Source organism: Dyadobacter sp. 3J3 (genome assembly GCF_009801115.1).
In the GTDB taxonomy this organism is placed as follows: Bacteria; Bacteroidota; Bacteroidia; order Cytophagales; family Spirosomataceae; genus Dyadobacter.
On sequence record NZ_VTOL01000004.1, the window covers coordinates 171,268 to 197,763 of the forward strand.

Sequence of the window (26,496 nt, forward strand, 5' to 3'; positions counted from 1 at the left end):
AGGCTAAAAGCCGTATATTGTTCGTTTAGAATTAATATTTTACTTTTCAACAAAACGAATGAAAATCTTCTCTTCTCGCTTATGGGTTATGGCCATGTGTAGCCTTGGATCCCTAAGTGTTTTCGCTCAGGAAGCGGACAAGCCAAAGTACGATGCACATGTGCTTTTTCACCCTTTATTTAACTTTCAGCCTGGAAGTGAGTATCGTACGGGTAGTGGTGCGCCTGGTCCGGCTTATTGGCAGAACCGTGCAGATTATAAGATAAACGTTGCTTTGAACGAAACCGAGAAAACAATTACGGGCGACGTTGAAATTACCTACAAAAATAACAGTCCGGAAGCGCTTGAATTTATCTGGCTTCAACTGGACCAGAATTCATTTAATACCGAATCCCGCGGAGGAAAAACAACGCCAATTAGTGGTGGACGTTTTGGTAATGTTAATTTCAATGGGGGAGATGCTATCAAAACGGTTTCCGTTCAACAAGGAAAAGATAAGGCCGTAGAAGCGAATTATTTGATTTCAGATACGCGTATGCAAATTCGTCTGACGAATGCTGTAAAAGCGGGTGGTGACATAATTAAAATAAAAATTACTTATTCTTTCAAAGTACCTGAATACGGTTCTGATCGGATGGGGACGCTTGAAACTAAAAATGGTATCGTTTACGAAATGGCTCAGTGGTATCCGCGTGTGGCCGTTTTTGACGATATTGAAGGGTGGAATGTTCTACCATATCTTGGAGCGGGTGAATTTTACCTGGAATATGGTGATTTTGACTATGCCGTTACAGTTCCCTGGGATCATATCGTGGTAGGTTCTGGTGAATTAGTTAACCCGGCGGAAGTTTTGACAGCAGAACAAAGAAAACGTCTGGCTGATGCAGCAAAAAGTGATCAGACTGTGATGATCCGTACGGCTGAGGAAGTTACAAATCCTTCTTCACGCCCAAAACAATCGGGTACTTTAACATGGCGATTTCATACTACAAATGCCCGTGACGTGGCCTGGGCAAGTTCAAAAGCTTTTGTCTGGGATGCTGCACGTATGAATTTGCCAAACGGAAAAACAGCACTTGCACAATCCGTTTATCCTGCTGAGGATGGCGGACTGGAAGGTTGGGGACGTGCTACGGAATATGTGAAGGGTTGTATTGAATTTTATTCAAATTATATTCACGAATATACTTATCCTGTCGCAACCAATGTAGCCGGACTTGTAGGCGGAATGGAATATCCGGGAATTGTTTTTTGCAGTAGTAAAAGTCGTAAGGATGATCTATGGGGCGTAACAGACCATGAATTCGGTCATAACTGGTTTCCTATGATCGTGGGTAGCAACGAGCGTAAATATGCCTGGATGGATGAAGGTTTCAATACCTTTATCAACTTCCTTTCAGGAGATAATTTTAATAATGGAGAATATAAGGACAACCAGATGGGTGATATGCACCGTTTGGCACCGGTGATGTTCCGTGATAATGCGGATCCTATTATGACAATTCCGGATGTGGTTCAACCTTCTAATCTGGGTTGGGAAGCCTATTACAAACCAGGCTTGGGTTTAAAAATGCTTCGTGAGCAAATTCTGGGGAAAGATCGTTTTGACTATGCTTTTCATTTGTATGTAAAACGCTGGGCTTTTAAACATCCAACGCCGTATGACTTTTTCCGTACGATGGAAGATGGAGCAGGTGAGGATCTGGGATGGTTCTGGAAAGGCTGGTTTTTTGAAAATTATAAATTGGATCAAAGCGTAAAAGATGTTTCCTACGTTGAACAAAATCCTCAGAAAGGATCGGTCATCACGATTGAAAATCTTGACCAGCTTGCAATGCCTGCAAAAATTGATATTGAAGAAATAAACGGTAAAAAGACAAGAGTTGAGTTGCCTGTTGAAATCTGGCAGCGCGGCGGTAAATGGATTTTCCGTGCAGATACACAGCAGCCGATCAAATCCGTAACGATTGATCCGGATAATCAACTTCCGGATATGAACCCCAAAAATAATACCTGGAAACCTGTGAAGTTTACTCCTACGGAAGCGAATTGAGTTAATCAAACTAAAAGATAAAAGCCTCACAGAAATTAAGTTCTGTGAGGCTTTTATTTTTATTTGATTGACGATATCACAAATTACAGTTTACCGGCATTTTGCAATATTCCAAAGTTTCGTTCCTCGCATCAATATGACAGCCGCTTAGCCGAAAGCCGATAGCGAGTTCTAATATATCAAATCGTTATCAACATGGCACCATAAGAATATCCTCCGCCGAAAACCGTGATAACGATATTTTCTCCTTTTTTAAATTTGGATCTATTTTCAGAAAGTGCGATGGCACAACCCGCACAACCGGTGTTTCCAAGATACTGGATATTGGAAATCAGTTTTTCAGCAGGAATTCCTAAGGTATTAATCACATTAAGACTGATCCGGTGATTGGCCTGGTGAGGAATCAGATAATCAAGATCGTCGATTGTTAGACCACAAGCCTGCAAAACCTGCTGACTTACTTTTGGCATATAAATACAGGCATTCTGGAAAACGTCACGCCCGAAAGGCATGACCACGCCGCGGTCATTTGGCCGAAGTACTACTGCTTCAATCGCTTTTCCACTTGTTGCAGCACCACCTGTTATCAGTTTTTTGATAAACATATCCGATTCGGATTGTCTTTCTTTCGATATCAGAATGGCCGAAGCACCATCCCCCCACAAATGGCCGGAAACAGTATCGCTTTCGTTATAGTAAGCCGTGTTATGATCAGAAACAATTACCAGGGCTTTAGATGCTTTCCCCATGGCAAAATATCCTTCAACAATTTCAATGGCGTTCAGCAATGACGAACAGGCAGAAGAAATCGTAACCACAGGAATATCCGGCAATGCAAGATGATGCTGAACCGCATGAGCAACAGTTACGATCGTATCATAAGGCGTGTAGGTTCCTCCTACAATCAAATCGATTTCATTTTTGCTGTATGGAACATTGTCACCCGCCAATAACAAGTTAACGGCTTCAATGGCCATGGTGGAAGTATTCTCACCTTCTCCGGCTTTGCGACGCTCGTAAATTCCGGTGCGTTCTACAATCCATTCGCTGGAAAGATTGTTGAGTTTTGTAAAATATTCATTACCAATTACTTCACTTGGTAGATAATGACTGAGTGTATTAATATACATGGTTGAGAAGTTGACTTCGCAATCTACTATTCTGTTTAATTCCGAAAGTTAAATATTTCGTAGAAAGCATAGTACTAAATATTTGAACAATTCAATAATAAGTTTATAAAATTATACAAATATTTTAAGTTGTTTAAGTTCTTATTTTTTAGGTTCCAATAAATTTCTATAAAAATGAAGCAGAATCTGTTCTTCATTTGCCCAATTATAATGAGTTTCTGAAGAGTTTCTACCCTTTTGGCCCATAATTTCCGCCTTTTCAGGATTCTCTATAAGCCATTCCAATTTCTTTGCCAGCATATCCGCGTCATAAGGCGAAATGCAAAAGCCACATCCTGATTTTTCTACAACATCCTGGTATAAAGGAAAATCAGAAGTTATCACAGGTAATTGCATGGCCATGTATTCAAATATTTTTGTAGTATAGGAATCCATGTAATCGGCAACGGGTTTTAGTAAAGCAATTCCTGCCGTCGCTCCCCTGGCATAGGGCAAAGCATTTTTCAAATCTGTATAGCCATGAAAAATTAGATTCGTTTTGATTTTTTCAAAATCCGGTAATTTCTCTGCATCCGTTATGCCAAACTGTAACTTCCCAAACATATGCATTTTAAAATCGGGATAACGGGATTTTAATTTGATCAACGCTGCTACCAGAACATCAAAAGACCGTTCCATTGAAATTACGCCGCAGTAGAAAAACACTGGCAGCTTTTTTACATGCCTTTCATATTTTCCAAAATACCGGTCAATAAATGGTAAGGCAACATAGTTATGAACAACAGCGGAGGTGAGATGCAAATTTTTGTATTCATTCAAATAGGCGTGTTCTGTAAAAAGGCAGTTGAAATTTTTTCTGGCGGCCCGGTCGAAAAATTTAAAAATCTGTTGATAAATTACGGCTTTGTTAAACTGTTTGATAGCGAATTTTTTATACAGATTTTCCTGCACTTCATAAATCACTTTTGCTCCCAGCCATTGAAAAAGAAACGCTATTGGAATCAGTTCGGGTACAAAGATATGCACAATTGCCGGACGAAAAAGTAAACATTTCCAAAGTAAAACCGGGTGACAGAGTAAAATCCTCGATAATAAACTTTGAAAAAAGGGTAATGATATCGTTTCAAAACCTTTTTCATCCGAACTTTTGCGCAACTCTGGCAAAACGCAGATCACCTCATAATCCCGGGCAAGCGATGGCGCGATCTTGTACATAATACGCGGATCAGCCGAAGGATGCACCGTGCTCAGAAGCAATACACGCGGTTTCATTTCTCTGTCATCATCATAACACCAGATGAGGTTCCAATTCTATCTGCTCCTGCTTCAATAAAAGCAAGCGCCTGGTCATAGGTTTTGATTCCTCCGGATGCTTTAATTTTGATTTCAGACGGAAGTATCGAACGCATCTTTTTGACAATTTCTATATCGGCACCGGCCGGTGCAAATCCGGTAGATGTTTTTACAAAATCGACTTTTGCTTCGGTACAAATTTCACAGGCCGTATAAAGATCGAAAGAATCAAGATAAGCCGTTTCGATAATTACCTTTAATAACACATTGTTCTCATGGGCCAAATCAGATAATTGCTTCAATTCTTCCCGGACACTCAAATAGGCCATGGATTTAAATTGAGCAATATTCATGACTACATCCAGCTCCGTAGCTCCGTCCCGAATTGCATTTTTTGCTTCTGTTATTTTTGTTTCCGTTGTTGAATAACCTAACGGAAAACCAATTACTGATACAATTTCAATTCTTACAGGACAAAACTCAAACATTTCCTTTGTGTAAGCCACATAGGTTGGCGCTACACAAACGGCCTTGAACTGATGAATCCAGGCTTCCTCACAAATTTTCCGGATATCCGTTTCGCTTGCGATTGGAGACAAGAGTGTGTGGTCGATGTATTGGGAAATGTTTGTCATGAAGTGGAGGAATTCTGGTAAAGAAGATAATGAAAAAACCCCGTCTGGACGACAGGGCTTTGCTCAATCTTATACAATACTATTTTTATATTTCGGTTTTCGGAGTCTCAACCTCAGTTTCTGCCTCAACTTCCGAAGTTTCGTCCGCAGCAGCTACAAAAAGCTCAGGGATGTATTTCGACAATAAATTGTACCAGGTAATTACCTTTTTGATATCAGAGACGTAAACTCTGGAACGGTCGAAATCAGGAAGAATTTCATTTAAGAATTCAATAAGATCTTTGTCTGATGCGCTCTTAACCTGCAAAGTGATTTCCTCGCCATGTACTTCTCTGATTTTAAGAAATACGTCAGCCAAAGGAACTGATTCTTGTTCACCTTCGGTAAAAATGGAAACGTCTTTCAAAACAGAAACACGTGCAGTTGGCCCAATCAGTGATTTTTCATGTTTTTCATCCAGGCTTTCTACAATAACACCTGCGCGGCTTGGTTTCAAAATACGGAATAATCCGCCTTTTCCTGAAACATTAGCTATCTCTTTCAACAACTCCATTCCTGTTGATTCTACTTTCTCGCTCATCCTTAGTTTATGCTATTAGTGGTCTCTTTATTTTATAGATAATGATTGTCAAACTGACTTACTACCAATCGATGAATGCTTAATAACTAAAAAGATCAGAAATTGAAGCAGTTAGCTTTTGAAAGTCTTATATGACAAAATTAAAATTTCCGCAAAATAACAGAAAGATTGGTCGGTAAGCAAACCTTATTCGACACCAGGTTTTTCAAACGTTTGATTATAAGATTCTATTGTGTCCAGAATCCCTTCCCGGCCTTCACCTTTTTCGGCGGAAGTCACAAACATTGGCGGAACTTCTTCCCAGAGGTCTGCAAGCTTTTCTTTGTATTTTCTTACCTGTTCTTCTTGCTGATACGCTTTAAGTTTATCCGCTTTGGTGAAAATAATATGAAAAGGGATTCCACCCTGGCCTAATTCCTCCATAAACTCAAGGTCAGGAGCGAGTGCGTCATGACGGATATCAATTAAAACAAAGGTGCAAATCAGATTAGCGCGGTTATGTAAATAATCGCCGATCATTTTTTCCCATTTTTCGCGCTCCGTCTTACTTACTTTGGCATATCCATATCCTGGTAAATCAACAAGGTACCACTTCTCGTTTATGAAGTAATGATTGATCAATTGTGTCTTTCCGGGCTGTTGTGAGGTTTTTGCCATTCCCTTTTTTCCGGTAAGCATGTTAATCAATGAAGATTTTCCTACATTTGACCGACCAATGAACGCGTATTCCGGCAAATCAGGCTTAGGGCATTTCTCATATTCGGAATTGCTCATAAGATATTTTGCTTCTTGAATTTTCATGGTGGTAGTTTATAATTTAAATACAAAGGTACTGGTTTTCTTTGTACCATTAAATTTTAGGCATCCTAATGATGGTGCAGTGATTAGTTAGTACTACATTCACAGCTGTATAAAACAAAGTGTTTCAAATAGATTAGTATGCGTATATAGTTAGTAGTTCGTTACAGAAATAGAAATAGCTGGGAATTAGCCTATACATAATTCTACAATTGAGATAAAATAATACGTGTAACTTTCCAATTTCTTCTTAAAGTATTGATAATTAATGATTTTACATTTGCACATGGGAAGTATTGAGTTGTAATCGAAAACACTCATAATCGCAAAACTTGATCCTCTAAGGCGTGAGTTTGTAGAAAAAATTAGATTAGCGGAATTATTTCTCTTAATTTAATCTGCAAAGTCACAATTATAAGAATTTAAAGAATGAATGAATGTATCCTGCGTGGAACGCCTCGCATAGAAATTTTTCTGGCAAAATTTAGTTTGATCATACTCCTTTCTTGTATGATTTTAGTTGCCAATGCGCAAAGTTTTTATGCAAGTGGTGGAACAATTCATGATTTTAAGGGGATATTTAAAATCGATTCGTTTCCAATAAAGGTAACGGGTCTGGATTCTAAGGCAGGACTTGATTTTGGCATTTCAAAAATCTGTTTTACCATTGTTCACCCCCGGGTTTCTGATCTGAAAATAGAATTGTTAAGTCCTGATGGTACCAGTATATGGCTTACAAATCGAAATGGGAAAGATTTTGGAAGTAATTATACCAATACTTGCTTTCGGTCTAACGGTTTTTCTGGTTATGTGCATCAGGCAAGTGCACCATTTACGGGTGAATATATTCCGGATGGCAGAATAAGTTTTTTGAACAACGGGCAAAATCCAAATGGCATCTGGTATCTGATGGTGCAGGATTTGAGATCGGGCGAGAAGGGTACAATTAATTTCCTGACACTTGATTTTGACAAAAATCCAACACCTGATTTAGATGTCAGCCCCTGTTCAATGGAAGACGGAACGGGCTGTAAATGTGCAGATGGAACGTCGGATTGTGAACTGCTTCCGGATTTGGTAATACTGCAAAGGCTTACCACGGATCAGGTGAAAGAATATCCCTGGAATGATCCGTATTATCCAGGACAATTGCGCTTAGCAGCCTCAATTGCTAATATTGGAGATGGGCCAATGGAAGCTTTTGGTAATAATAAATGGTACTGCAACACACAGGAAGTTAAAGATTCGACGGTGATCTGCAAAGATAAAACGCACCCGCGTCAGCAGATTAATCAACGGATATATAAAAAAAACGGCGATAAACTTACATCATCAGATCGTATTGCCGGAACCAATTATTACGATGATAAACCAGGTCATAATCACTACCACGTGGATGACTGGGTGGAATTCAGAGTAGTAAAGGAAATTAAAAACAAAACCGGAAAGGTTGTCAAACGACAATTGGTTTCAAAAGGAAGTAAAGTAAGTTACTGCCTGTTTGATTCCGGGATTTGTAACAATAATGACAGTCTTTGTGTGTTGAATGGACAGACTTACGGAGACAAAAACCTGATCAATTACGGATTGGGCAATTATGTGGATTGCAAATCATTAAAGCAGGGAATCAGCGTCGGTGGTTATGATACCTATGGGATGATGTACGAAGGTCAGTTTGTTACGCTCCCAAAAGGCTTAAAATCAGGAAATTACGTGTTAGAGATTGAAGTTGACCCAACCGGAATTTATAAAGAAAAAAATAAGTCCAACAATACTTTTACAATGCCGATCCTGATTTCAAAACAGGAATAAGCATTCTTCAAAATATAACCCAGTATCACATAATACCTCTGACTGAAAAGTCAGAGGCTTGAAATTCAATGCGTTCACCTAGCAAGGAGCGAGATTAAGAATATTATTTTACTCAGTTTTTGAAAAATTAATTACCAATTAAATTATTTAACTCAGCCAGATTATTAGTGTAACTACCTCTTTTATTATGAAAAAATTATTTTACCAATGGTTTATACCAACAATGATTTTGCTTCTGGCAAATCAGGCTTTTGCACAATGCCCCACAGCTGATTTTACAGCAGTAACTGGCGGCAATTACACGCTTAATGGCAATAAAACACTTGCTATTACTTCTTCAATTGGAGATATTAATATCAATGTTAGCGGTACAGGAAACGTTATTTGTATAGCTACGGGCGCAAGCTGGACAAAGACTAACGGAACAAATTTTGATGGCTCTGTCAGTATCAATGTTTATGGAACTTTCACTTATAACAGCAGCGATAATTTTAATGGCGGCAATACTTCCTACATCAATGTTCAGGATGGCGGTTTTCTTAATACCAATACAAGCGGAGTCGGGAGTAATTTGCTGATCAATAATCAGGGTACTACTACTTTTACAAATACCGGTACAATTCAATTCAGAGATTCATTCTCATTTTATAACATGGGAGCCAAGTCTAAGTTGATTGCGACGGCACCGTCTTTGATTGTTTTTGGTACTAATAACGTAATTGAGAATTCCGGTTCCATGGAATTCAGCAGTCTTGAAAATGCTGACGCGAAACGTTTTAAAAATGAGGCTTCGGGTGTCATTAATATCAGCCGTTATTTTTACAACCATGGAGCTATTCTAAACGATGGCGAAATAAATACTTTATGCGGAAGTTTTGGAAGTTCTGCTTGTCAGTTTATCATAGGAGATAAAGGTCCTGGGAAAGAATTTCAAAATAACGGTTGTATGAATGTAACAGGCGATGTAAATATCCGCGGTGCAGCCTTCATCAACGGAACTCTGACGATCAATAATGGTAACCTGACTATTGACAAGAAAATTTCAGGAACTAACGGTTCTATTATTGTTACAAATGGTGTAAGTACAATTTCGAGTGATGGAGGATATAGTGGAACCAATATGAAGTTTTGGGACGAAAATACCACCAACCACGATTTTGATCATAAAAATAATAACAATCCCGGTGTAACGACGGTTTATACTGTTGAAAAAAGAACTTGTGTAAAAGTAGAGGTGCTGGGATCCATCGGAGATTATGTTTGGTTTGATAAAAATAAAGACGGAATCCAGAACAACAATGAACTTCCTGCAACAGGTATTAAAGTACAGTTGTATCAATTTGTCTCAGGAAGTTGGACACAAGTTGTCACCGCTGTGACAGATAGCTACGGTAAATATCTTTTTGACGACCTTCAAAGCGGAACATATAAAGTGACTTTTATTTTGCCAAGTGGCGGGAAATACTTCTTTACCTTAAAAAATTCAACAACTTCTGACCTCGACAGTGATGTAGATATGACTGGCAACAGCGGTGAAATCATAATCGATACTTCTTTTCCGGCTGGAAATGTTAAACGGGATAATCTGACTGTTGATGCGGGTATGTACGAGGGAAGCACACCATTACCGGTTACCTTGATCAGCTTTAACGCTGATAAAGAAAATGAAACTGTACAATTACAATGGATCACTTCTGCTGAAACGAACAGCGAAAGTTTTGATATTGAAAATAGTCTCACAGGAAAAACCTGGCAAAAACTTGATAATGTACTGGCCGCAGGTGAAAGTGCAACCAGGATAACTTATTCTTTTACTGACAAAAACCCGTCGAATGGCGAAAATTTATATCGTCTTAAAATGATCGACAAAGACGGAACATTTGCTTACAGCAGCATACGTAGTGTTACATTGGAAATCGCAAATCAGGTCACGATTTACCCGAATCCGGTAGCCGATCGTATTCAGTTCAAAGTAAATGACTGGTCAAAAATTGGTAAAGTTCAACTTTTTGATTTAAACGGAAGAGCGGTATATCAATCTACGAAAGCCCCTGTTGATGGTATTGACGTTAAAAATCTTCCATCCGGATTGTACGCCGTCAGCCTGACGGGGACCAATGGTTCAACAAATAGTTATAAAGTTTTAATTGCTAAATAAGGCAATTGAAAATACTTCTCTTGCCATTAGACGTCATAATAACCCAGCAAAAGTGAAGCACCCCCGTCAGATGCATATCTGCGGGGGTTGTTTTTTTGTTAAAAAAATAGTTATGTTAGTCTATATTTCAGGTTAATTATTTGAACCTATCTGCTTGAAAATGGTTTAATAAAATAAACCGGTTAGGTAATTTCGTTAAGTATTTATTCAAACTATAATATAACCAGAGCAATGAAAGGGTTTAAAAACATTATTTATTTGCTTGCAGTAGTTGCATTGACTTTTTCAACAGCACAAGCAGCGGATGGCAGAAAAAAAGAAACGAAAGTAAAGGCAGATGCAGGGATAAAATTTACAGAAGGGAATTGGGCTTCAATTCTTAAAAAAGCAAAAGCGGAGAAAAAAGTAATTTTCCTTGATGCTTACACGACATGGTGCGGACCTTGTAAATTACTGCAAAAAAATGTTTTCACGAAGCCGGAAGTTGGTGCTCTGTTTAACCAGAAATTTATTAACGTTAAAGTTGATATGGAAAGCGGTGAAGGTCCAAAACTGGCTCAGAAATATCCATTGGAAGGTTACCCAACACTTTTCTTCATCGATGGAGATGGGAAAATTGTAAAACAAGTAATCGGATATCAAAATCCTGAAACGCTTGTAAGTATCGGGAAAGCAATTCCAGCTATTTAATTTTTAGTCAGGGGATTTAGATACTTGAAAGTTTTTGAAATAAAGGTCAGGGTTTGTCATTTATTGTGAAATGTAGTCAAGGGATTTTAGATAATTGAATTTTCTTGAAATAAGTCATTTATCGTCAAGTGTTGTCAGGTATGGTCATTGATTGGCCATACCTGATTTCGTTTAAAGTTGTGAAGTTTGGTCAGCGAATTTTTGATCTTTGAATTTAATTGAAAAACTGTCATTTATTGTCAAGTATAGTCATTTCCTCACGGGCTTACCAATCCCAAACAACAAATGACCAAACCTGACAAAGAGTGACAATTCCTGACTTCCCATAAAGTGTTTAAAAACAAAAATTGTCAAGTCCTGTCATCCAGCAAGAGCAAAATACCCCTGACTATAAATGACAAAACCTGACAACAAATGACTATACTTGTTAAAGAAGATTATTCGAAATAATTCATAACCCTGTGCCCGCTATTTTCAAGTAGCTGATCTTTTTTAAACAAGGCTACATCGGCGGTAACCATATCTTTCACCAAAGCCGCCAAATCATATTTTGGTTTCCAGCCTAATTTTGTCATTGATTTTGTTGGATCGCCGATCAACAATTCCACTTCTGTCGGGCGGAAATATTTTGCATCAATGGCAACCACTTCTTTCCCAATTTCAATCTGATAAGCCGGATCGTTACATTTAGCTACTTTCGCAATTTCAGTAACACCTTCACCTGAAAATTCCAGTTCAATACCAACTTCGGCAAATGACATGCGTACGAAATCACGGATACGTGTGGTAATTCCGGTTGCAATTACGAAATCTTCCGCAACTTCCTGCTGAAGAATGAGCCACATTGCTTCTACGAAATCTTTTGCATGGCCCCAGTCACGTTGTGCGTCCAGGTTGCCAAGATAAACTTTATCCTGCAAGCCTAAGGCAATTCTGGCAACGGCGCGGGTTATTTTACGGGTAACGAAAGTTTCTCCGCGCAATGGTGATTCATGGTTGAAAAGAATTCCATTCACCGCAAACATATCGTAAGCTTCACGATAATTCACCGTAATCCAGTACCCGTACAATTTTGCAACGGCATAAGGTGAACGTGGATAGAAGGGTGTCGTTTCTGATTGAGGAACCTGCTGAACCAAGCCGTAAAGTTCGGAAGTAGAAGCCTGATATATCTTTGTTTTCTTGGTTAAACCCAATAAACGAACAGCTTCAAGAATCCGGAGCGTTCCGATTCCGTCCACATTGGCGGTGTACTCCGGTTCTTCAAAACTTACCTGAACATGGGACATAGCGCCCAGGTTATATATTTCGTCAGGCTGTACTTCCTGAATGATACGAATGATGTTGGTAGAATCACTCAGATCGCCATAGTGTAAGTGGAAACGTACATTCTTTTCGTGCGGATCTTCATAGATATGGTCAATCCGCTGCGTGTTGAATAGTGAGCTGCGGCGTTTGATGCCATGTACCTCGTAGCCTTTGCTCAAAAGCAATTCAGCCAAATAGGCTCCATCCTGACCTGTAATACCTGTAATTAGTGCCTTTTTCATTATAAGTTAGTATGTATATAAAATACAAAGGTAAAATTATTAGCGAATTCTTAAATTTAATCTATTCTGAGGGAAGACGAATCAGCAAACTGCGCTTTATTTCAACCCGGTCTGCAAGAATCACCGCTGACGAATATTGCCCACGGATTTGTTCCAGGAATTGTTCTGCATCACTGCGATACATAAAATCTCCGGCTTTTACACGGTATGTCGGCTGGGAATAAGAAACGTAAGGATTAAGATCCGGGAACGACTGATAAATGTATGATTTTGCGTTATCAGCTTCCTGGCGCACATTGCCTACATAAAGTTGTATTCTGTATCCGCTGATATATCGTATGGCTTTATTTTGCTGAGCCATGGTATCCAAAACTGTCTGGAGTTTTTTATTGACATTTAACGGCTTGTCGCTGTTTTTATAAACATTATCAACCGGCTGTGACTCGGTTTTTTTTGTGGCAACCGGTTCAACATAATCAAACCTTGGCCTTACGGAAGTCAGATCTTCACGGTAATCGGCTGATGATATGTTGGCGGTCGTTTTCTTGCTGCATCCTGAAAGAGCCAGAAAAGCAAAAGGAATTACCAGCAAAAATATTTTCTTTTTCAGCAACATGATGAAGTGATTGGTAACAAACTCACAAACTTAACCAAAAATGGATAGATAAACCATCTTCCTGTGCTATTTTGAATCTAATACCTAACTTTGCCAAGCTTACACGATATCAACTTTAAACCCATGCAAGAAAACGTTTCCCTGCGCCATTTTAATACTTTCGGGCTGGAATCCCGGGCGCAATTTTTTGAAGAAGCGGAATCAACCGCGGCACTCGCTGATATTATTAAAAACCCACTCTGGAAAGAAATCCCCAAGTTTATCTTAGGAGGCGGTAGTAATATTCTGTTCACTCAGGATATTGATGCATTGGTAATTAAAATAGCAATAAAGGGAATCGAGCTTATAAAAGAGGATCAGGATTTTGTGTGGCTTCACGCGGGAGCGGGCGAAAAATGGCATGATTTCGTGATGTATTGTGTGGAACATGGTTATGCAGGTGTTGAAAACTTGTCGTTAATTCCGGGAACAATAGGAGCGGCGCCAATGCAGAATATCGGTGCTTATGGTGTGGAGATAAAAGATGTAGTCGAAACTGTTGAAGCGATTTCCATGGAAACTGCTGAAATGAAAACTTTCTCAAAAGAGGAGTGTCTGTTTGGCTATCGGGAAAGTATTTTCAAACACGCCTTAAAAGGAAAATTAGTCATTACCGGTGTGGTATTTCGCTTAAATAAAAAACCGGTTTATCATGTTGAATACGGCGACATTCAGAAAACTTTGGCAGAAATGAATGTTGAAACGCCTTCCATCAAAGCAATAAGTGAAGCAGTAATTCGCATTCGGGAAAGTAAACTCCCAGACCCGGCAGAAATTGGAAATGCAGGTAGTTTTTTCAAAAACCCGGAAATTCCGATAGAACAATTTGATAAGTTAAGATTGGATTTCCCAACTGTTCCGGGTTATCCTACCATTACTGGTTTTGTAAAAGTACCGGCAGGCTGGCTTATTGAACAGGCTGGATGGAAAGGTTACCGTGAAGGTGATATTGGTGTTCACGCGCGCCAGGCACTGGTTTTGGTAAATTATGGTGGAGGTTCGGGCGCTCAAATCAAGGCACTTTCAGAAAAAATACAGAAATCTGTTAAAGAAAAGTACGGGATTGACCTGAGCGCCGAAGTTAATTTTGTGTAATAGGTCTGGCTTTAAATTTTTATTTGGCCAGCATAACTTTACGACCAATATATTTTTCTCCAACCTGAATTTGTAGGAAGTATTCTCCGGCAAGAAAATCCTTCAGATCCAAAGTCACCCATTGCTGTTGAGAATAGGTAATTGTTTTTATTTTGGATCCACTTTTCGTGAATATTTGAATTTGATGAATTTTTTCTGAGTTGGAAATGATGTTTACGATTTCAGTGACAGGATTGGGATAAACCGTTATATCCAGGTTTTCTGAATTATCGCCACTTTTCTTGATAACTTCAAGAGAAGATAGTCCGGATTCTGACGTATCGGAATAACCTCTGATTTTGTAAGTATAGGCTATTCCCGTTTTGGCTGAAAGGTCAGTATATTCTGTATCTGTTTTTGGCAAATAAATAATTTCATGAGATCTTGATGCGTCTTTTCCATCAAATCTTTCTAATATGTAACCGGTAATATTTTGCAGCTGATTCCATGTTAACACTACATTATTCTCAACTTCGGAAGAACTCAGTGTCATTGCCCCAAGGTCCGTGTACGGAGCAATTTTTTGATGATGAAATGCAAAAGCGCGAAATCCCTTCGTGTTTTTTAAAAACGGGCCAATGTAAACCCAGGGCGCACTCGATAAACCGGAATGATGATATTTTGAAGGTAAATATTTGATTAAAGAATCGGTTCCGACTTCTTTCAGCTTAACAATAATTTTATTCGCCTCAGCTCTGCCGGATTTAAGTTTTTGCCATTCCTTGTTTAGATAAAAGAAATCCTTAACAGAATAGTTCGAAATTGGTTCCTGGCTTCCTTCGATGTTAGTCGTCAGCGTATCATTGGGATAAACCATTTCCTGATAGTCTTCAAATACCATTGTTATTTCGTCTTTCTGCGGCGAGGAATAGAATACCTTTTTTAGATTTGGAGAAGTGATTTTTTCCTTTTGTCCATAATGAAAATATCCGGCCATTTCAGCGAGATCCTGACCAATTTTCAGATACCCATCCAATCCATAGTGAAACCCATTCCATTCGGGGGCACCAAGCGCCGCATACGACTGGATAATCGGATGATTTGTTTCCAGTGTTCTTTGCTGCTCACGAAGCACTCCAATCCGGTCGTCGTAGGCACCACCGCCGAATAAGGGCAATTGAAAGACATATATTTTTTGAGTTGCCGGATAATCCTCCTTCCATTGTGATACAATTTTTTCAAACCGTGATCCCCAAATTTCCGGGTCGCCACCTGACGCCTCATTTTCACCCTGCCAATAAAACATTCCTTTTATGAAAGGTATCAATCCTGTTTGCTGGGCGCCATTGAGCAATGCACCGTACTGGCTTATCGGGTCAGAATGATTATTTTCATTTCTTGCCGTTAGCTGAACAACGGAAGCTCCCGCTGCGGAACCATTAATGATGCAGGTTGGGATCTGGTATTTCTCTGCAACTCTTCTTTGGAATTCAATACCAAAAATTCCGACACGCTGTGTCAGTTCATTCGACAAACCCCACAGCAGTGGTCCGCCTGCAGAGCCGTAGGTCCTCGCATATTCGTTTCTGTAAGGATAATTAACCTCCCAGGAAACTGCGTTTGACTGACCATAAATAATATAGAAATCCCCGGCAACGACGTCATTTCTCCTGACAATCAGACTTGAATCTTTTGAAGATTTACAGGCATAAACCTCAAAAGCATATTCTGCCAGCTCCGCATTGATTTTTGTATTTAAACTGAAAGGAGCATTATTAGAGGCTTTGAAAAGGCTGCTTTTCAGATAACCGTTTCTGGTATTATTTCGGTATTTGACAATGGAGATATAGGAATAGCCAGGGGCTTGAATTGTTCCTGAAATTATTATGTCTGCAAAGTTTGTACTATCTCTTCCAAAAAGTTGTTTATCGTGCGGTAGTTTGTCAAAATAAGCAAGGTCGAATTGTTGGGCCTGTAAATGGGATAATCCTGAAACTATATAGCAAAGACAAAAGGAGAGTATTACTTTAAACATGATATGAATAAGAGGGTGGTGTATAGATAAAAAAGCGGGACATTTCAGATGAAATGTCCCGCCCTCGAGGCAAAAAATATTTTATTAATCAAAACATAAAGAAGCAGCCCCTAACAATCCGGCGTCATTTGCCAGGGTTGCACGCTTAATGCTGATTGTTTTCATGTAATAGGGAGTAAGCCAATAAGCAAATCTTTCATTGATCGCTGGCAAAATATATTCGAAAGAAGCTGAAATACCGCCTCCAATCAGGATTGTAGTAATATCAAGAATACGAATCATTGATACCAATCCTTCACCTAACAAATATCCCATTTCCTGGAAAATCTGTTTGGCAAGTTCATCTCCTGCTGCGGCAGCTGCAACCAGTCCGGTAGTGGAAATCGTTCCGTTATCCGGCAATTGTGTTTTCCCGGCAAAAGTTGCGCGCATGGTATGTGCCATATCAAGCAGCTCTTTTTTACCAATGTTGCGTTCCAGTACTTTACCGTTTTTTGAGGGTACGTGCCCAGGCTCCATTGCGTTTCCGCCACCGCCTTTGAAAACTTTCTTATCAATAATGGCTGCGCCGCCAATACCGGTACCGAGTGTTACAAAAATATAATCCTCAGGAAGTTTATCTTCTCCAAAATAATATTCTCCTAATGCTGCTGCATTTGCATCATTTTCAAGATAAAAATCATGATGTGGAAAACGTGCTTTCAAATCCGGAACAATGGCAATACCATCAATTTCAGGGATAGCTGTAATTTCCAGTAACGTGGTACGGTCGCGTGATATCAGGCCGGGAACGCCTATGCCTACTCTTTTAACTTCAGGATATTCAACCAATTGCAAAGCTATTGCGTCACCAAGCCGTTCTATAAAATGTCCTGAACTGCGCCAGCTGGCGGTATCGTGGCTATAAAAATTGGAAATTCTCCCATCTGTAGCGTCAACGATCCCCATTTTTACGTTAGTACCGCCCACGTCTATACCAAGGTATTGTTCCATGAAATGAAATAAGGGTTTTATAAATAATTTTAAAAATGTGGCAATTTAGCAAAAATGCTTTATTCTTTACTAATCAATCCAGATCTCCGAGTTGTGGTCTTATTAAAATTTCTTCCAAAACTGCTCTGGGAGACAGTAAATAAGCTCCCCAGATGGTTTCTGCCACATCTTTCGGATCAATAAATCTTTCAGCCGGAAGATCAGTTCCCTGCCAGCTGTCTGTTAAAGTTGCACCCGGAAGTACAGCGGTAACTTTTATGCCGTGCGGTTTCATTTCCTCACGCAGCACTTTCGTCATTCCATACAGAGCAAATTTTGATATACAATAAGAACCTCCGTTTGGATAAGCCGTAATACTTGCGGTTGAACAGATTGTAAAAATATGTCCTTTTTTGGAGGTTATCATTTTTTCAATCACACCACGTGTCAGATGATAGGCGCTGTAAAGATTAGTTTCCATCGTTTTTTCCAGCGTGCCTTCACTTTCATTATGGATTTGCCCCGGAATAAATACGCCCGTATTGTTAATAAGTACGTCTACCGGTCGCTGCTTATTTTTTATAAAATCGATAAAACTGTCAAGTTCAGGGCGCAGCGATAAATCTGCTTTTTGAAAATAAACTTCCGAATCCGGAAATTGCGTTTTCATATCACTTTGCAGTGATAAAAGATCGTTTTCGTTTCGGGCACAGGTAATAACATCAAAACTTCCTGCCAAAAACCGTTCAATCAATGCTCTTCCAATTCCTTTCGTGCCTCCGGTTATTACTACTAATGGATTCATTTTTCTATTTGGCTCTTTTTTTGTCTAATTTTCCCGAAAATATTGAATACAATTAAGATATGATATCAGTAATCGGAAAATACTTTCTTTTTTTAGGATCGCTTTTTGGCAAAGGTGAGAAATTGTCTGTTTACTGGCGGCGTTTTATGGAAGAAAGCGTAAGTATTGGCGTCAGTTCCATTTTTATTGTGGCTATTGTTTCCACATTTATCGGCGCCGTTTCCTGTATTCAGACGGCATATAATTTGGTAAGTCCTATTATACCTGTTTCTACCGTAGCGCTCATTGTACGTGATATGCAGATACTGGAACTTGCCCCCACCATTACCTGTATTGTACTTGCAGGAAAGGTAGGTTCCAACATTGCCAGTGAGCTGGGAACGATGCGGATTACAGAACAGATTGATGCATTGGAAGTTATGGGGATTAATTCCTCTTCTTATCTGGTTATGCCAAAAGTACTGGCAGCAATGTTTACATTTCCTATGCTGGTCATATTGGCTGCGTTTTTAGGAATTTTTGGCGGATATCTGGCGGGAACATTGACAGGTGTTATCACGGAAAGAGATTATTTGTATGGAATCCGTGATTCGTTTGTTCCCTATAATTTGTTTTTTATGTGTGTCAAGCCTTTCGTCTTTGGATTTTTAATTGCTACCATTTCTTCCTATCAGGGATTTTTTACAAAAGGCGGAGCGTTGGAAGTAGGAAAGGCAAGTACGCAGGCTGTTACAAATAGCTGTATTTCTGTTTTAATAGCGGATTATTTACTGGCGCAGCTCTTATTATAATGGAAAATTCGCAGTCGTTTTTTCTTTCCGTATTTTATGGCAATTGAATAAATTATTTAGCGGCAAATGATTGAAATAAAAGATATCAACAAAGCATTTAATGGCAAAGCAGTTCTTAAAGGTGTTTCGAGCGTTTTTAAGGAAGGAGAAATAAATCTTATTATCGGTGGAAGCGGTACCGGGAAAAGTGTATTGTTAAAATGTATGATCGGTTTAATCAAACCGGATCAGGGTAATGTGCTTTACAACGGACGGGATTTTTACAATTCAGATAAGGATACAAAACAAGCCATACGCAGGGAAATGGGCGTATTATTCCAGGGAGGAGCACTTTTTGATTCGCAGACTGTTGAACAGAATGTACGTTTTCCACTGGATATGCTGACTGATATATCACCACAAGAAAAAAGGGAAAGAGTTGATTTTTGTCTTCAGCGTGTAGGATTGGAAGCATCCGGCAAAAGAATGCCTTCTGAAATCAGTGGTGGGATGAAAAAACGTGTAGGTATTGCCCGTGCAATCGTGATGAATCCGAAGTATCTTTTTTGTGATGAACCAAATTCAGGATTGGACCCGCTCACATCGGTGAAGATTGATGAACTGATCAAAGAAATTACAGATGAATATAAAATCACGACCGTCATTATCACGCATGACATGAACTCGGTCATGGAAATCGGACAAAATGTGATGTTTCTTTATCAGGGTGATAAATTGTGGGAAGGCGTAAATTCGGACATTACGAAAACGACAGTTCCGGAACTGAATGAATTCATTTTTGCCAATAAATTACTTCGTGATGCTGCTAAGGAAAGTAATTGCTAGTAATTATTTGAAGCTGAGAATTTTTTGAAAACGGGCTGGTAAAGCTTTGCGCTCTGAGAAAATTACAATAATGCAGAATAAGATAAAGAAAAGCATATGGTAAACCATATTGCTTAGCGTTCCGGATGGGATCAAAAAAGCATCGAGTAAAATAAATACACCACCTCCAAAAATGTAACACAATCCGGATTTTAAGTGATAAGGAATTGGGTAATATTTTTGTCCGTAATAATAACATAAAGTCATCATAACAAGCCCTGATGCGGAAAATGCAATTCCGCAACCCAGATATCCTATTAGCGGGACAAGTATGACATTCAACGCAATCGTAATGGATGCTCCGGTTAACGTAATGTAAGTACCATATTGTGTCCTGTTGGATAATTTGAACCAGGTTGCCAGATTGTAATAAATTCCGAGAAACAGGAATCCCATTAGGAGCCAGGGAACAACAGCCAGTCCTTCATGAAATATTTTCTTTTTGAGAAAAAGATCTGCTAGTAGATGCAGATTCAGGCAAATGCCTACCCACATGGTAGCACAGATAACAATAAACCATTTCATTACATCCGCAAAAACGGTCGGAGCATTTTTATCTTCTGCTTTTGAATAGAAAAAAGGTTCGGCCGCATATTTAAATGCCTGAATTGCCAAATTCATGAAAATCGAAAGTTTCAGACATTGACCATAAATTCCAATCGCATCTTTTGTGGTACGGTTAGGATAAAAACCTTCCGGCAATAGGTACTGTAAAAATGTCCGGTCAAAAAGAAGATTCGTAACACCTGCCAGATTCATGACAAAAAGGGGAAAAGCATAAACCCAGAGAGGTTTGAATAATGTCATGTCAAACACAAACCTGAAATCGATAAACTCTTTATATAAAAACAGAAAGAACATTAGATTAGCTATTAGGTTAGCCAACACGATAAATCCTGGAGCTGCTTCCGGAGTATAGAATAAATCTACAAACGGCTTGAAAACTTCCAGATAACGCGCTTCATAAATATCCCGGCAAATAATCAAAAAGAAAAAGTTAAGGGCAATGTTCATCAGGATATTGGCAACCCGGGCTGTAACAAATTGTTTAGCTTTCTTTTCAAGCCTTAGCCGTGCAAATGGAATTGAAACAATACCATCAATAGCCATTATAACAGACATCCAGCGGACCAGTTTTGCCTCATTGGGGTATTCTATCATTTTAGCAATAGTATCTGCGAAAACGAATATTGAACCAGATAAGAAAATACTTACCAGAATGACGGCACTGAGAACGAGATTATAATATTTCTGACGATCGTTTTCCTTTCGGGCAAAATAGAAATACGCACTTTCCATCCCAAATGTGTACACAACCAGAGATAAACCTGCATAAGCGTAAAGTTGTACCTGTACTGCAAGTTGTTCTGGCAAAAATAACTTTGTATGAAGCATAACAAGCAGGTAGTAAAGCATTCTACCCACCATCGTACTTAAACCATACATAGCCGTTTCGCCGGCTAGCTTTTTCAGGACACTCATATTGTTACTTTTACCTTTTAGCGGAGGTTATATGTCACTTTTACCGTAAGTTTCTCCGGCACAAATATACGTGAAGAGGTTCCGTTTTATTATTATCAACCACAAAAAAGAGTCCTTCTGAACTTTCATTCAAAAGGACTCTTGATATTTTTCTGATTTATCTAAGCAACATTTACAATAATGCTTTCAATGACATTTGTTATACGTTTCCATCCTTCGTCAGAATGAAGATCTACATCAATCATTTTTTCGCGATAATCACTTGAAATAGTCATGTAATAAATGCCTGCGGTTAGAAAAGCCATCAGAGCGCTGGTATCCTTGCAATTTGGCAGGTCACCAATTTTGTCAACAATACGTGTAGCGACCTGATTTCTTGCATCTGACAGCATTGTTTTACCCGTACCAATTTCCCATCTCAACAAATCGCGTGTGGCCTTACGCTCGCGTAAATCGCTAAGGAAGGTGTTCATCAGGCTGGTTAATGCCTTGCCGCGTTCTTCGGCTGGGATGTTTCCCATGTTATCTATATAATCGTCTCCCATGGTGGAAACGTATTCTCCTGATTTTACATATTGTTCCATCAAGCCATCTACGCTTTCAAAGTATCTGTATATCAGAACTTTGTTAACTCCGGCTGTTCTGGCAATAAGGTTTACCCCAACTTTTTCAGTTCCAAATTGCTCAATGACCTCACCAACGGCCTTCAGGATTTTTCCCTTGGTCCGTTCCCGGTCTCTTTTTTTAACTTTTGTGTCGATTTTCATTTACGGTGCATTTAGGTTATACATAGTAAATGTAACATTTCATCCGTAAATAATTATCATTTTGTAAAAAGCAAGTAACCTTTTTTGTGCTTTTGTTTCGTAATATCTAGTAAAAGGAAAATTCAGGTTTTGAAGTGGAGGTATTTTGTGGGAAAAATGTATAAAATAGGGGATTTAGGGCGATTTTTACAAGCAAGGTGAAGACGAAATGTGTCAGTATATTGACATAAAAAAAGAGCTCATTAAAAATGAGCTCTTCGCTAAAAAGTTGTTGGCCGACAAGGACTCGAACCTTGAACGAGACAACCAAAATGTCCTGTGTTACCATTACACCATCAGCCAATACCGTGTTAGTGGGTGCAAAAGTAATACGAAATTTTAAGTTGTCAAGTATTTTAGAAAAAAAATTTTCAAATACTTTTCAATTCAACTCCGTTTGCGATTTTTTTAACCAATCCTTGTAACACTTTTCCTGGGCCGCACTCAACGAATAGACCAGCTCCGTCTGCTACCATTTGCTCAACAGATTGTGTCCATCGTACAGGTGCCGTAAGTTGTGCAATAAGGTTTTCTTTAATTACAGAAATTTCAGTCGCCGGTTTTGCATTTACATTTTGATATACCGGGCAAAGCGGAGACTGGAATTGCGCATCATTAATGGCAGCAGCAAGTTCCTCACGAGCGGGTTCCATCAGTGGAGAATGGAATGCACCACCAACCTGAAGTAACAATGCACGTTTGGCACCCGCTGCTTTTAGTAATTCGCAGGCTTTTTCCACGCCTTCTATGGTTCCCGAGATTACAACCTGGCCAGGACAGTTATAGTTAGCCGGAACCACAATTTCGTCTGTAATTCCTGCACAAATTTCCTCTATTGTTTTATCATCTAGTCCAAGTATCGCTGCCATTGTCGATGGACGCAGCATACATGCTTTTTGCATAGCGTCGGCGCGCTTCGCAACCAAACGTAATCCGTCGTCAAAGGATAGTGCCCCCGCTGCTACCAGCGCAGAAAATTCCCCAAGGGAGTGGCCGGCAACCATATTTGGTGAAAAATCTTCACTGATTTTTGCCAATACTACGGAATGGATAAAAATTGCAGGTTGTGTAACGTTCGTTTGTTTAAGCTCTTCATCAGTTCCCTCAAACATAATTTTGGTAATGTCAAATCCCAAAATATCGTTGGCCTGGTCAAAAAATGCTTTGGCTGAATCTGAGCTTTGATATAAGTCTAAACCCATTCCTTTGAACTGTGAACCCTGTCCCGGAAAAATATAGGCTTTTTTCATAATTGGTAGATTTTAAAATTGGTCATGGTAACAAAACGCAGTAGCCCGGCTATTAACTAACCGGGCTACAAATAACGTACTAGAAGTTGAAAGAAAAAAAGTCTGATTAAAAAGTAGGTTCAACGATTATCTGAGCAGCTGTACCCAACCCTTGAATGTTGAAGGTTTTCCACCGCGCTGCACCGATTCAAAATAAACGGTAACTTCATAATAATACTGACCTGCTGCCAAATCACTGCCGCCATTGGTTTTTCCGTTCCAGTTGATGTTGACATCTTTGGAATCATACACTTTGGCACCCCATCGGTTGAACACTTTGAATTCCAGCGACTGGACAAAACTTGGACATTTCAGCGGCGTGAACAGGTCGTTCTTTCCATCACCATTTGGTGTAATCACATTCGGCAGCGCAAAGATCGGGCAGTTGTCTTTGCAGACGGTATTACTCGGCGCACTTTCTGTACCGTATTTGTTGACAGCGGTCACGTAATAACAACCTGCAAAAGAAGTCAGTCCCTCATGGGCAAAGGAAGTAGCTGCCGGAGCTGCAATTTCTTTCAAAAGGGTAGGCGTGTCACCTTCGTATCTTGTATAATAAAGTCTGTAAGCGATAATGGCCTGGTCACAATTTGCTGCGTTCGGATACGTCCATGACAAATTGTTTGTAAAGGAAGTCTGGTCACAGAACTCATCCGGGGTGATGGTGGCACAATCCAGCAGATCAATGCTCAGCACCGGCACACATGGTTTTGTGGTATCCGAAGCAGATATGCAGATAATCTGCGAGAAGTTATAAAGCGGATCGACCTTGATCTGGGTATTGTTGTAAGACCCTACTGTTTCCACTTTGTAACAATACACCACATCTTTGGCAATCGTCACATTAACAGTTCCATCCAGGGCATATTTATCGGTTCCGTCATCGGTGTAGGTATAGGAAGCTGCACCGGTCACCTTTACATCAGCAATCCTGTTGAAGGTACCCGGTTTGGATTTATCTTCTCTGTACACCCGGTGGATCTGGTTATCGTTGCTCCAAGGGACATTGGCGGTCCAATTGACCCTGATGGCATTTGGATTAGCAGAACCTTGTGACAAACGCACACTGCTGGCCGGATCGGTTTCATCCAGTTTTACGAGCGCACCAGCATCGGTATAATAATATTCCAGTTTATAGCGGTAGGCATTGTCAACGGTATTCAGGTTTTTATCGACAAAAATCGTATCGGGTGCACCAGCAGCCAGATTTGTATTGATGGTGGCGATGTTGGTAAAATTAGTGCCTGCCAGTCCCGTTGCACGGAAAAGTCTGTACTGCGCCGGAACAGAAGCACCCGCAGAAAGCGTTGGTCTTGTCCATTTCACGGTAATAATTCCTCTTGCCGCACTTGTAGAATCAACGGTAACATTGGTAATAACCGGCATCAGAAGCGGCACTTCGATACAAACCTGTTCAGAAGTAAGACTTTTTCCGCCACCGATCAGATACCCCGGCTGAGTAATATCTGAATCCGGTCTTGGGAAAACAACCACGATGCGGTAACTGTATGAAACGCCTGATTTAAGACCTGCGCCTGCATTGTTGTCCGTATAAGTAACCTGGTCGGCATTGACCCTTGCGATTTCTTCGTACCCATACCCATCAAGTCCGGGATTACAAAGTACGATCGGAATTTCGCGGCAACCTTCTCTTCTGTAAATAACGATTTTGGCACCGGGCACCTGGCATTTATAACTATCCCAGGTCAGTTTGAATGCTTTTCCGGCTGCATCAGTGATGGCAGCAGCGGCCAGGTTTTGTGGCTGTGGCCCAACAACCGTTATATGGAAAGTCGTTATATCAACCAGTTTTTGGAACAGGTTGGCATTTGGAGTTCCGGGTACGGGCCCGTCTTCTACTTTGAAAAGTACCTCATAAGGTTCCAGCCTGATCTGGTTACAGCCAGTCTGCCAGGTGAATTGTCCGGTTAATGTTCCTTGTGCACCTTGCTGAGGCACGGAGAAAGTAGCATAGGCGGGGCTTATCAAAGCGGTTGATTGGTACAAGCCACTGGTACTGGTTAGTGTGAGTTTATCTCCGTTTTTATCGGTCGCTTTTACAATCTGGTTGATAAGTGTCCCTGCTTCGACGCAGATATCGGGGATCAGATCCAGTTTTGGACGGTCGTTTTTGGCATCGACGATGATGATCTGCATATCGCGAATAATTTCGCCGATCTTCACGCCGTCTCTCCATTCTTCTACCACGAATGCGACATTATAGAGCCCTTTTGTAACGGGAGCATCCCACGTCAAATCTCCTGTCAGGGCATTCATGCCGAAGGTAGCAGGACTGGCTCCGGTTTCCGTTGTACCCGGAGGGGTAACAAGATTAGGATCTTTATAGCCAAGATTTTCACCCAAACCTCTGGTAGTTCCCTGTTGTGGAGTATAAAGATGGTAAGCAATACTATCTCCGTCAGCATCAAAAGCACCAGGATTATGAATGTAACGTTGTCCAACAGCACCGATATCAATAGGTGCATTTAAAAGAACCGGCGTTTGGTTTACTCCAACAAAAGCATTGATTGAAATATTAGTATGTACATAAAAGTTAAGCCTGTCCGTTGGAGCAGGACTTAAATTTAAGATACTTACGTTACGGTTATCAATGCCGACAGAGATACTCCAGTCGCCCGCAGAAGGAAAAGTATACCTTGTTGTGTAAATATTTTGCGTAGTATTGTTTCCTATGTTTCGTGTTAATGCGTCAATTCTGGCAACTTGCACTGGTTGGGCAGTTGTACCCGTACCGGTATAAAAATACATATTGACAGATGTCTGTGCATTGGCTGCACCAAGTCCTCCATTCGGAGAAATATCAAAATAACCGGTAAACGTTACGTCATACGCAAGCGAATTGCCGTTCACGCGTTTTGCTGTAATTTCTCCTGCTCGCGCGTGTGTGGCCTGAGCCTTATAACCAGTTAACAGGAGAAGAAAAGCAAATAGAAATGATAATTGTAAAATGTAACGCATAGACATAAGACTTACTTTGGACAGAGGCTTTAATCAGAAACAAAT

At 39.9% G+C, this 26,496-nt stretch carries 21 protein-coding genes and 1 tRNA gene; 7 read left to right on the plus strand and 15 right to left on the minus strand.

From position 1 onward, the window contains the following. Positions 1 to 58: 58 nt before the first annotated feature. Positions 59 to 2,053, plus strand: a complete 1,995-nt coding sequence (locus FZF08_RS10280) for a M1 family metallopeptidase (RefSeq protein WP_159468557.1) — start codon at positions 59 to 61, stop codon at positions 2,051 to 2,053. Positions 2,054 to 2,232: 179 nt separating this feature from the next. Here FZF08_RS10280 and FZF08_RS10285 read toward each other — a convergent pair whose 3' ends face one another. The 5 genes from FZF08_RS10285 to yihA all read right to left on the minus strand — a co-directional run bounded on the left by FZF08_RS10285 (position 2,233) and on the right by yihA (position 6,492). Further along, on the minus strand, positions 2,233 to 3,183 hold the full coding sequence (locus FZF08_RS10285) for a 3-oxoacyl-ACP synthase III family protein (RefSeq protein ID WP_159468558.1): 951 nt from the start codon (positions 3,181 to 3,183) through the stop codon (positions 2,233 to 2,235). Between the two features lie 141 nt (positions 3,184 to 3,324). Continuing rightward, positions 3,325 to 4,455, minus strand: coding sequence for a glycosyltransferase (locus tag FZF08_RS10290; protein WP_159468559.1), 1,131 nt, complete (start codon positions 4,453 to 4,455; stop codon positions 3,325 to 3,327). After that, positions 4,452 to 5,111: a deoxyribose-phosphate aldolase gene (deoC, locus tag FZF08_RS10295; RefSeq protein ID WP_159468560.1), complete on the minus strand. Its 660-nt coding sequence runs from the start codon at positions 5,109 to 5,111 to the stop codon at positions 4,452 to 4,454. The genes FZF08_RS10290 and deoC overlap by 4 nt, the downstream gene beginning before the upstream one ends. Before the next feature lie 85 nt (positions 5,112 to 5,196). Further along, a complete protein-coding gene (locus tag FZF08_RS10300; protein ID WP_159468561.1) occupies positions 5,197 to 5,691 on the minus strand; it encodes a DUF5606 domain-containing protein in 495 nt (164 codons plus the stop codon). Positions 5,692 to 5,877: 186 nt separating this feature from the next. Next, positions 5,878 to 6,492: a ribosome biogenesis GTP-binding protein YihA/YsxC gene (gene yihA / locus FZF08_RS10305; RefSeq protein WP_159468562.1), complete on the minus strand. Its 615-nt coding sequence runs from the start codon at positions 6,490 to 6,492 to the stop codon at positions 5,878 to 5,880. 426 nt (positions 6,493 to 6,918) lie between these two features. Between yihA and FZF08_RS10310 the strand changes: the two genes are divergently transcribed. The 3 genes from FZF08_RS10310 (at position 6,919) to FZF08_RS10320 (ending at position 11,149) form a co-directional block, all read left to right on the plus strand. Further along, on the plus strand, positions 6,919 to 8,301 hold the full coding sequence (locus FZF08_RS10310) for a proprotein convertase P-domain-containing protein (protein WP_229216485.1): 1,383 nt from the start codon (positions 6,919 to 6,921) through the stop codon (positions 8,299 to 8,301). A gap of 187 nt (positions 8,302 to 8,488) precedes the next feature. After that, positions 8,489 to 10,459, plus strand: coding sequence for an SdrD B-like domain-containing protein (locus FZF08_RS10315; protein WP_159468563.1), 1,971 nt, complete (start codon positions 8,489 to 8,491; stop codon positions 10,457 to 10,459). A gap of 231 nt (positions 10,460 to 10,690) precedes the next feature. Further along, complete coding sequence (locus FZF08_RS10320; protein ID WP_159468564.1) at positions 10,691 to 11,149, plus strand: thioredoxin fold domain-containing protein; 459 nt, start codon at positions 10,691 to 10,693, stop codon at positions 11,147 to 11,149. 437 nt (positions 11,150 to 11,586) lie between these two features. Here FZF08_RS10320 and gmd read toward each other — a convergent pair whose 3' ends face one another. Continuing rightward, a complete protein-coding gene (gene gmd / locus FZF08_RS10325; protein ID WP_159468565.1) occupies positions 11,587 to 12,699 on the minus strand; it encodes a GDP-mannose 4,6-dehydratase in 1,113 nt (370 codons plus the stop codon). Between the two features lie 61 nt (positions 12,700 to 12,760). Next, the gene (locus FZF08_RS10330) at positions 12,761 to 13,315 is read right to left on the minus strand and encodes an SPOR domain-containing protein (protein WP_159468566.1); all 555 of its coding nucleotides are present in this window, start codon (positions 13,313 to 13,315) and stop codon (positions 12,761 to 12,763) included. A gap of 123 nt (positions 13,316 to 13,438) precedes the next feature. Between FZF08_RS10330 and murB the strand changes: the two genes are divergently transcribed. Beyond that, positions 13,439 to 14,449 carry a UDP-N-acetylmuramate dehydrogenase gene (murB, locus tag FZF08_RS10335; RefSeq protein WP_159468567.1) on the plus strand — a complete coding sequence of 337 codons (1,011 nt, stop codon included), beginning with the start codon at positions 13,439 to 13,441 and terminating at the stop codon, positions 14,447 to 14,449. Between the two features lie 19 nt (positions 14,450 to 14,468). Here murB and FZF08_RS10340 read toward each other — a convergent pair whose 3' ends face one another. The 3 genes from FZF08_RS10340 to FZF08_RS10350 form a co-directional block, all read right to left on the minus strand. Continuing rightward, positions 14,469 to 16,463: a T9SS type A sorting domain-containing protein gene (locus FZF08_RS10340; RefSeq protein WP_159468568.1), complete on the minus strand. Its 1,995-nt coding sequence runs from the start codon at positions 16,461 to 16,463 to the stop codon at positions 14,469 to 14,471. Positions 16,464 to 16,547: 84 nt separating this feature from the next. Next, the gene (locus FZF08_RS10345; protein ID WP_159468569.1) at positions 16,548 to 17,456 is read right to left on the minus strand and encodes an ROK family protein; all 909 of its coding nucleotides are present in this window, start codon (positions 17,454 to 17,456) and stop codon (positions 16,548 to 16,550) included. 73 nt (positions 17,457 to 17,529) lie between these two features. Then, positions 17,530 to 18,240, minus strand: coding sequence for an SDR family oxidoreductase (locus FZF08_RS10350; protein WP_159468570.1), 711 nt, complete (start codon positions 18,238 to 18,240; stop codon positions 17,530 to 17,532). A 62-nt stretch (positions 18,241 to 18,302) separates the two neighbouring features. Between FZF08_RS10350 and FZF08_RS10355 the strand changes: the two genes are divergently transcribed. Both FZF08_RS10355 and FZF08_RS10360 read left to right on the plus strand, forming a co-directional pair. Further along, positions 18,303 to 19,031: an ABC transporter permease gene (locus FZF08_RS10355; protein ID WP_159468993.1), complete on the plus strand. Its 729-nt coding sequence runs from the start codon at positions 18,303 to 18,305 to the stop codon at positions 19,029 to 19,031. 66 nt (positions 19,032 to 19,097) lie between these two features. After that, positions 19,098 to 19,856: an ABC transporter ATP-binding protein gene (locus FZF08_RS10360; protein WP_159468571.1), complete on the plus strand. Its 759-nt coding sequence runs from the start codon at positions 19,098 to 19,100 to the stop codon at positions 19,854 to 19,856. Positions 19,857 to 19,859: 3 nt separating this feature from the next. On the opposite strand, the gene FZF08_RS10365 is transcribed toward FZF08_RS10360, so the two are convergent. The 5 genes from FZF08_RS10365 to FZF08_RS10385 all read right to left on the minus strand — a co-directional run bounded on the left by FZF08_RS10365 (position 19,860) and on the right by FZF08_RS10385 (position 26,457). After that, on the minus strand, positions 19,860 to 21,377 hold the full coding sequence (locus FZF08_RS10365; RefSeq protein ID WP_159468572.1) for a lipopolysaccharide biosynthesis protein: 1,518 nt from the start codon (positions 21,375 to 21,377) through the stop codon (positions 19,860 to 19,862). A 161-nt stretch (positions 21,378 to 21,538) separates the two neighbouring features. After that, entirely contained in the window at positions 21,539 to 22,144 is a 606-nt protein-coding gene (locus FZF08_RS10370; protein ID WP_159468573.1) for a TetR/AcrR family transcriptional regulator, read from the minus strand. Between the two features lie 271 nt (positions 22,145 to 22,415). Beyond that, positions 22,416 to 22,486, minus strand: a tRNA-Gln gene (locus FZF08_RS10375). A gap of 68 nt (positions 22,487 to 22,554) precedes the next feature. Further along, the gene (fabD, locus tag FZF08_RS10380; protein ID WP_159468574.1) at positions 22,555 to 23,433 is read right to left on the minus strand and encodes an ACP S-malonyltransferase; all 879 of its coding nucleotides are present in this window, start codon (positions 23,431 to 23,433) and stop codon (positions 22,555 to 22,557) included. A gap of 126 nt (positions 23,434 to 23,559) precedes the next feature. Next, complete coding sequence (locus FZF08_RS10385; protein WP_229216486.1) at positions 23,560 to 26,457, minus strand: gliding motility-associated C-terminal domain-containing protein; 2,898 nt, start codon at positions 26,455 to 26,457, stop codon at positions 23,560 to 23,562. Positions 26,458 to 26,496: the final 39 nt, after the last annotated feature.

Bases quoted from the DNA above. Each gene is read 5' to 3' on its own strand.
- FZF08_RS10345 (WP_159468569.1), bottom strand. From the start codon at position 17,456: ATGGAACAATACCTTGGTATAGACGTGGGCGGTACTAACGTAAAAATG.
- FZF08_RS10370 (WP_159468573.1), bottom strand. From the start codon at position 22,144: ATGAAAATCGACACAAAAGTTAAAAAAAGAGACCGGGAACGGACCAAG.
- FZF08_RS10330 (WP_159468566.1), bottom strand. From the start codon at position 13,315: ATGTTGCTGAAAAAGAAAATATTTTTGCTGGTAATTCCTTTTGCTTTT.
- FZF08_RS10300 (WP_159468561.1), bottom strand. From the start codon at position 5,691: ATGAGCGAGAAAGTAGAATCAACAGGAATGGAGTTGTTGAAAGAGATA.
- FZF08_RS10290 (WP_159468559.1), bottom strand. From the start codon at position 4,455: ATGAAACCGCGTGTATTGCTTCTGAGCACGGTGCATCCTTCGGCTGAT.
- FZF08_RS10385 (WP_229216486.1), bottom strand. From the start codon at position 26,457: ATGTCTATGCGTTACATTTTACAATTATCATTTCTATTTGCTTTTCTT.
- gmd (WP_159468565.1), bottom strand. From the start codon at position 12,699: ATGAAAAAGGCACTAATTACAGGTATTACAGGTCAGGATGGAGCCTAT.
- FZF08_RS10285 (WP_159468558.1), bottom strand. From the start codon at position 3,183: ATGTATATTAATACACTCAGTCATTATCTACCAAGTGAAGTAATTGGT.
- FZF08_RS10340 (WP_159468568.1), bottom strand. From the start codon at position 16,463: ATGTTTAAAGTAATACTCTCCTTTTGTCTTTGCTATATAGTTTCAGGA.
- yihA (WP_159468562.1), bottom strand. From the start codon at position 6,492: ATGAAAATTCAAGAAGCAAAATATCTTATGAGCAATTCCGAATATGAG.
- FZF08_RS10280 (WP_159468557.1), top strand. From the start codon at position 59: ATGAAAATCTTCTCTTCTCGCTTATGGGTTATGGCCATGTGTAGCCTT.
- murB (WP_159468567.1), top strand. From the start codon at position 13,439: ATGCAAGAAAACGTTTCCCTGCGCCATTTTAATACTTTCGGGCTGGAA.
- deoC (WP_159468560.1), bottom strand. From the start codon at position 5,111: ATGACAAACATTTCCCAATACATCGACCACACACTCTTGTCTCCAATC.
- fabD (WP_159468574.1), bottom strand. From the start codon at position 23,433: ATGAAAAAAGCCTATATTTTTCCGGGACAGGGTTCACAGTTCAAAGGA.
- FZF08_RS10310 (WP_229216485.1), top strand. From the start codon at position 6,919: ATGAATGAATGTATCCTGCGTGGAACGCCTCGCATAGAAATTTTTCTG.
- FZF08_RS10350 (WP_159468570.1), bottom strand. From the start codon at position 18,240: ATGAATCCATTAGTAGTAATAACCGGAGGCACGAAAGGAATTGGAAGA.
- FZF08_RS10360 (WP_159468571.1), top strand. From the start codon at position 19,098: ATGATTGAAATAAAAGATATCAACAAAGCATTTAATGGCAAAGCAGTT.
- FZF08_RS10365 (WP_159468572.1), bottom strand. From the start codon at position 21,377: ATGAGTGTCCTGAAAAAGCTAGCCGGCGAAACGGCTATGTATGGTTTA.
- FZF08_RS10320 (WP_159468564.1), top strand. From the start codon at position 10,691: ATGAAAGGGTTTAAAAACATTATTTATTTGCTTGCAGTAGTTGCATTG.
- FZF08_RS10315 (WP_159468563.1), top strand. From the start codon at position 8,489: ATGAAAAAATTATTTTACCAATGGTTTATACCAACAATGATTTTGCTT.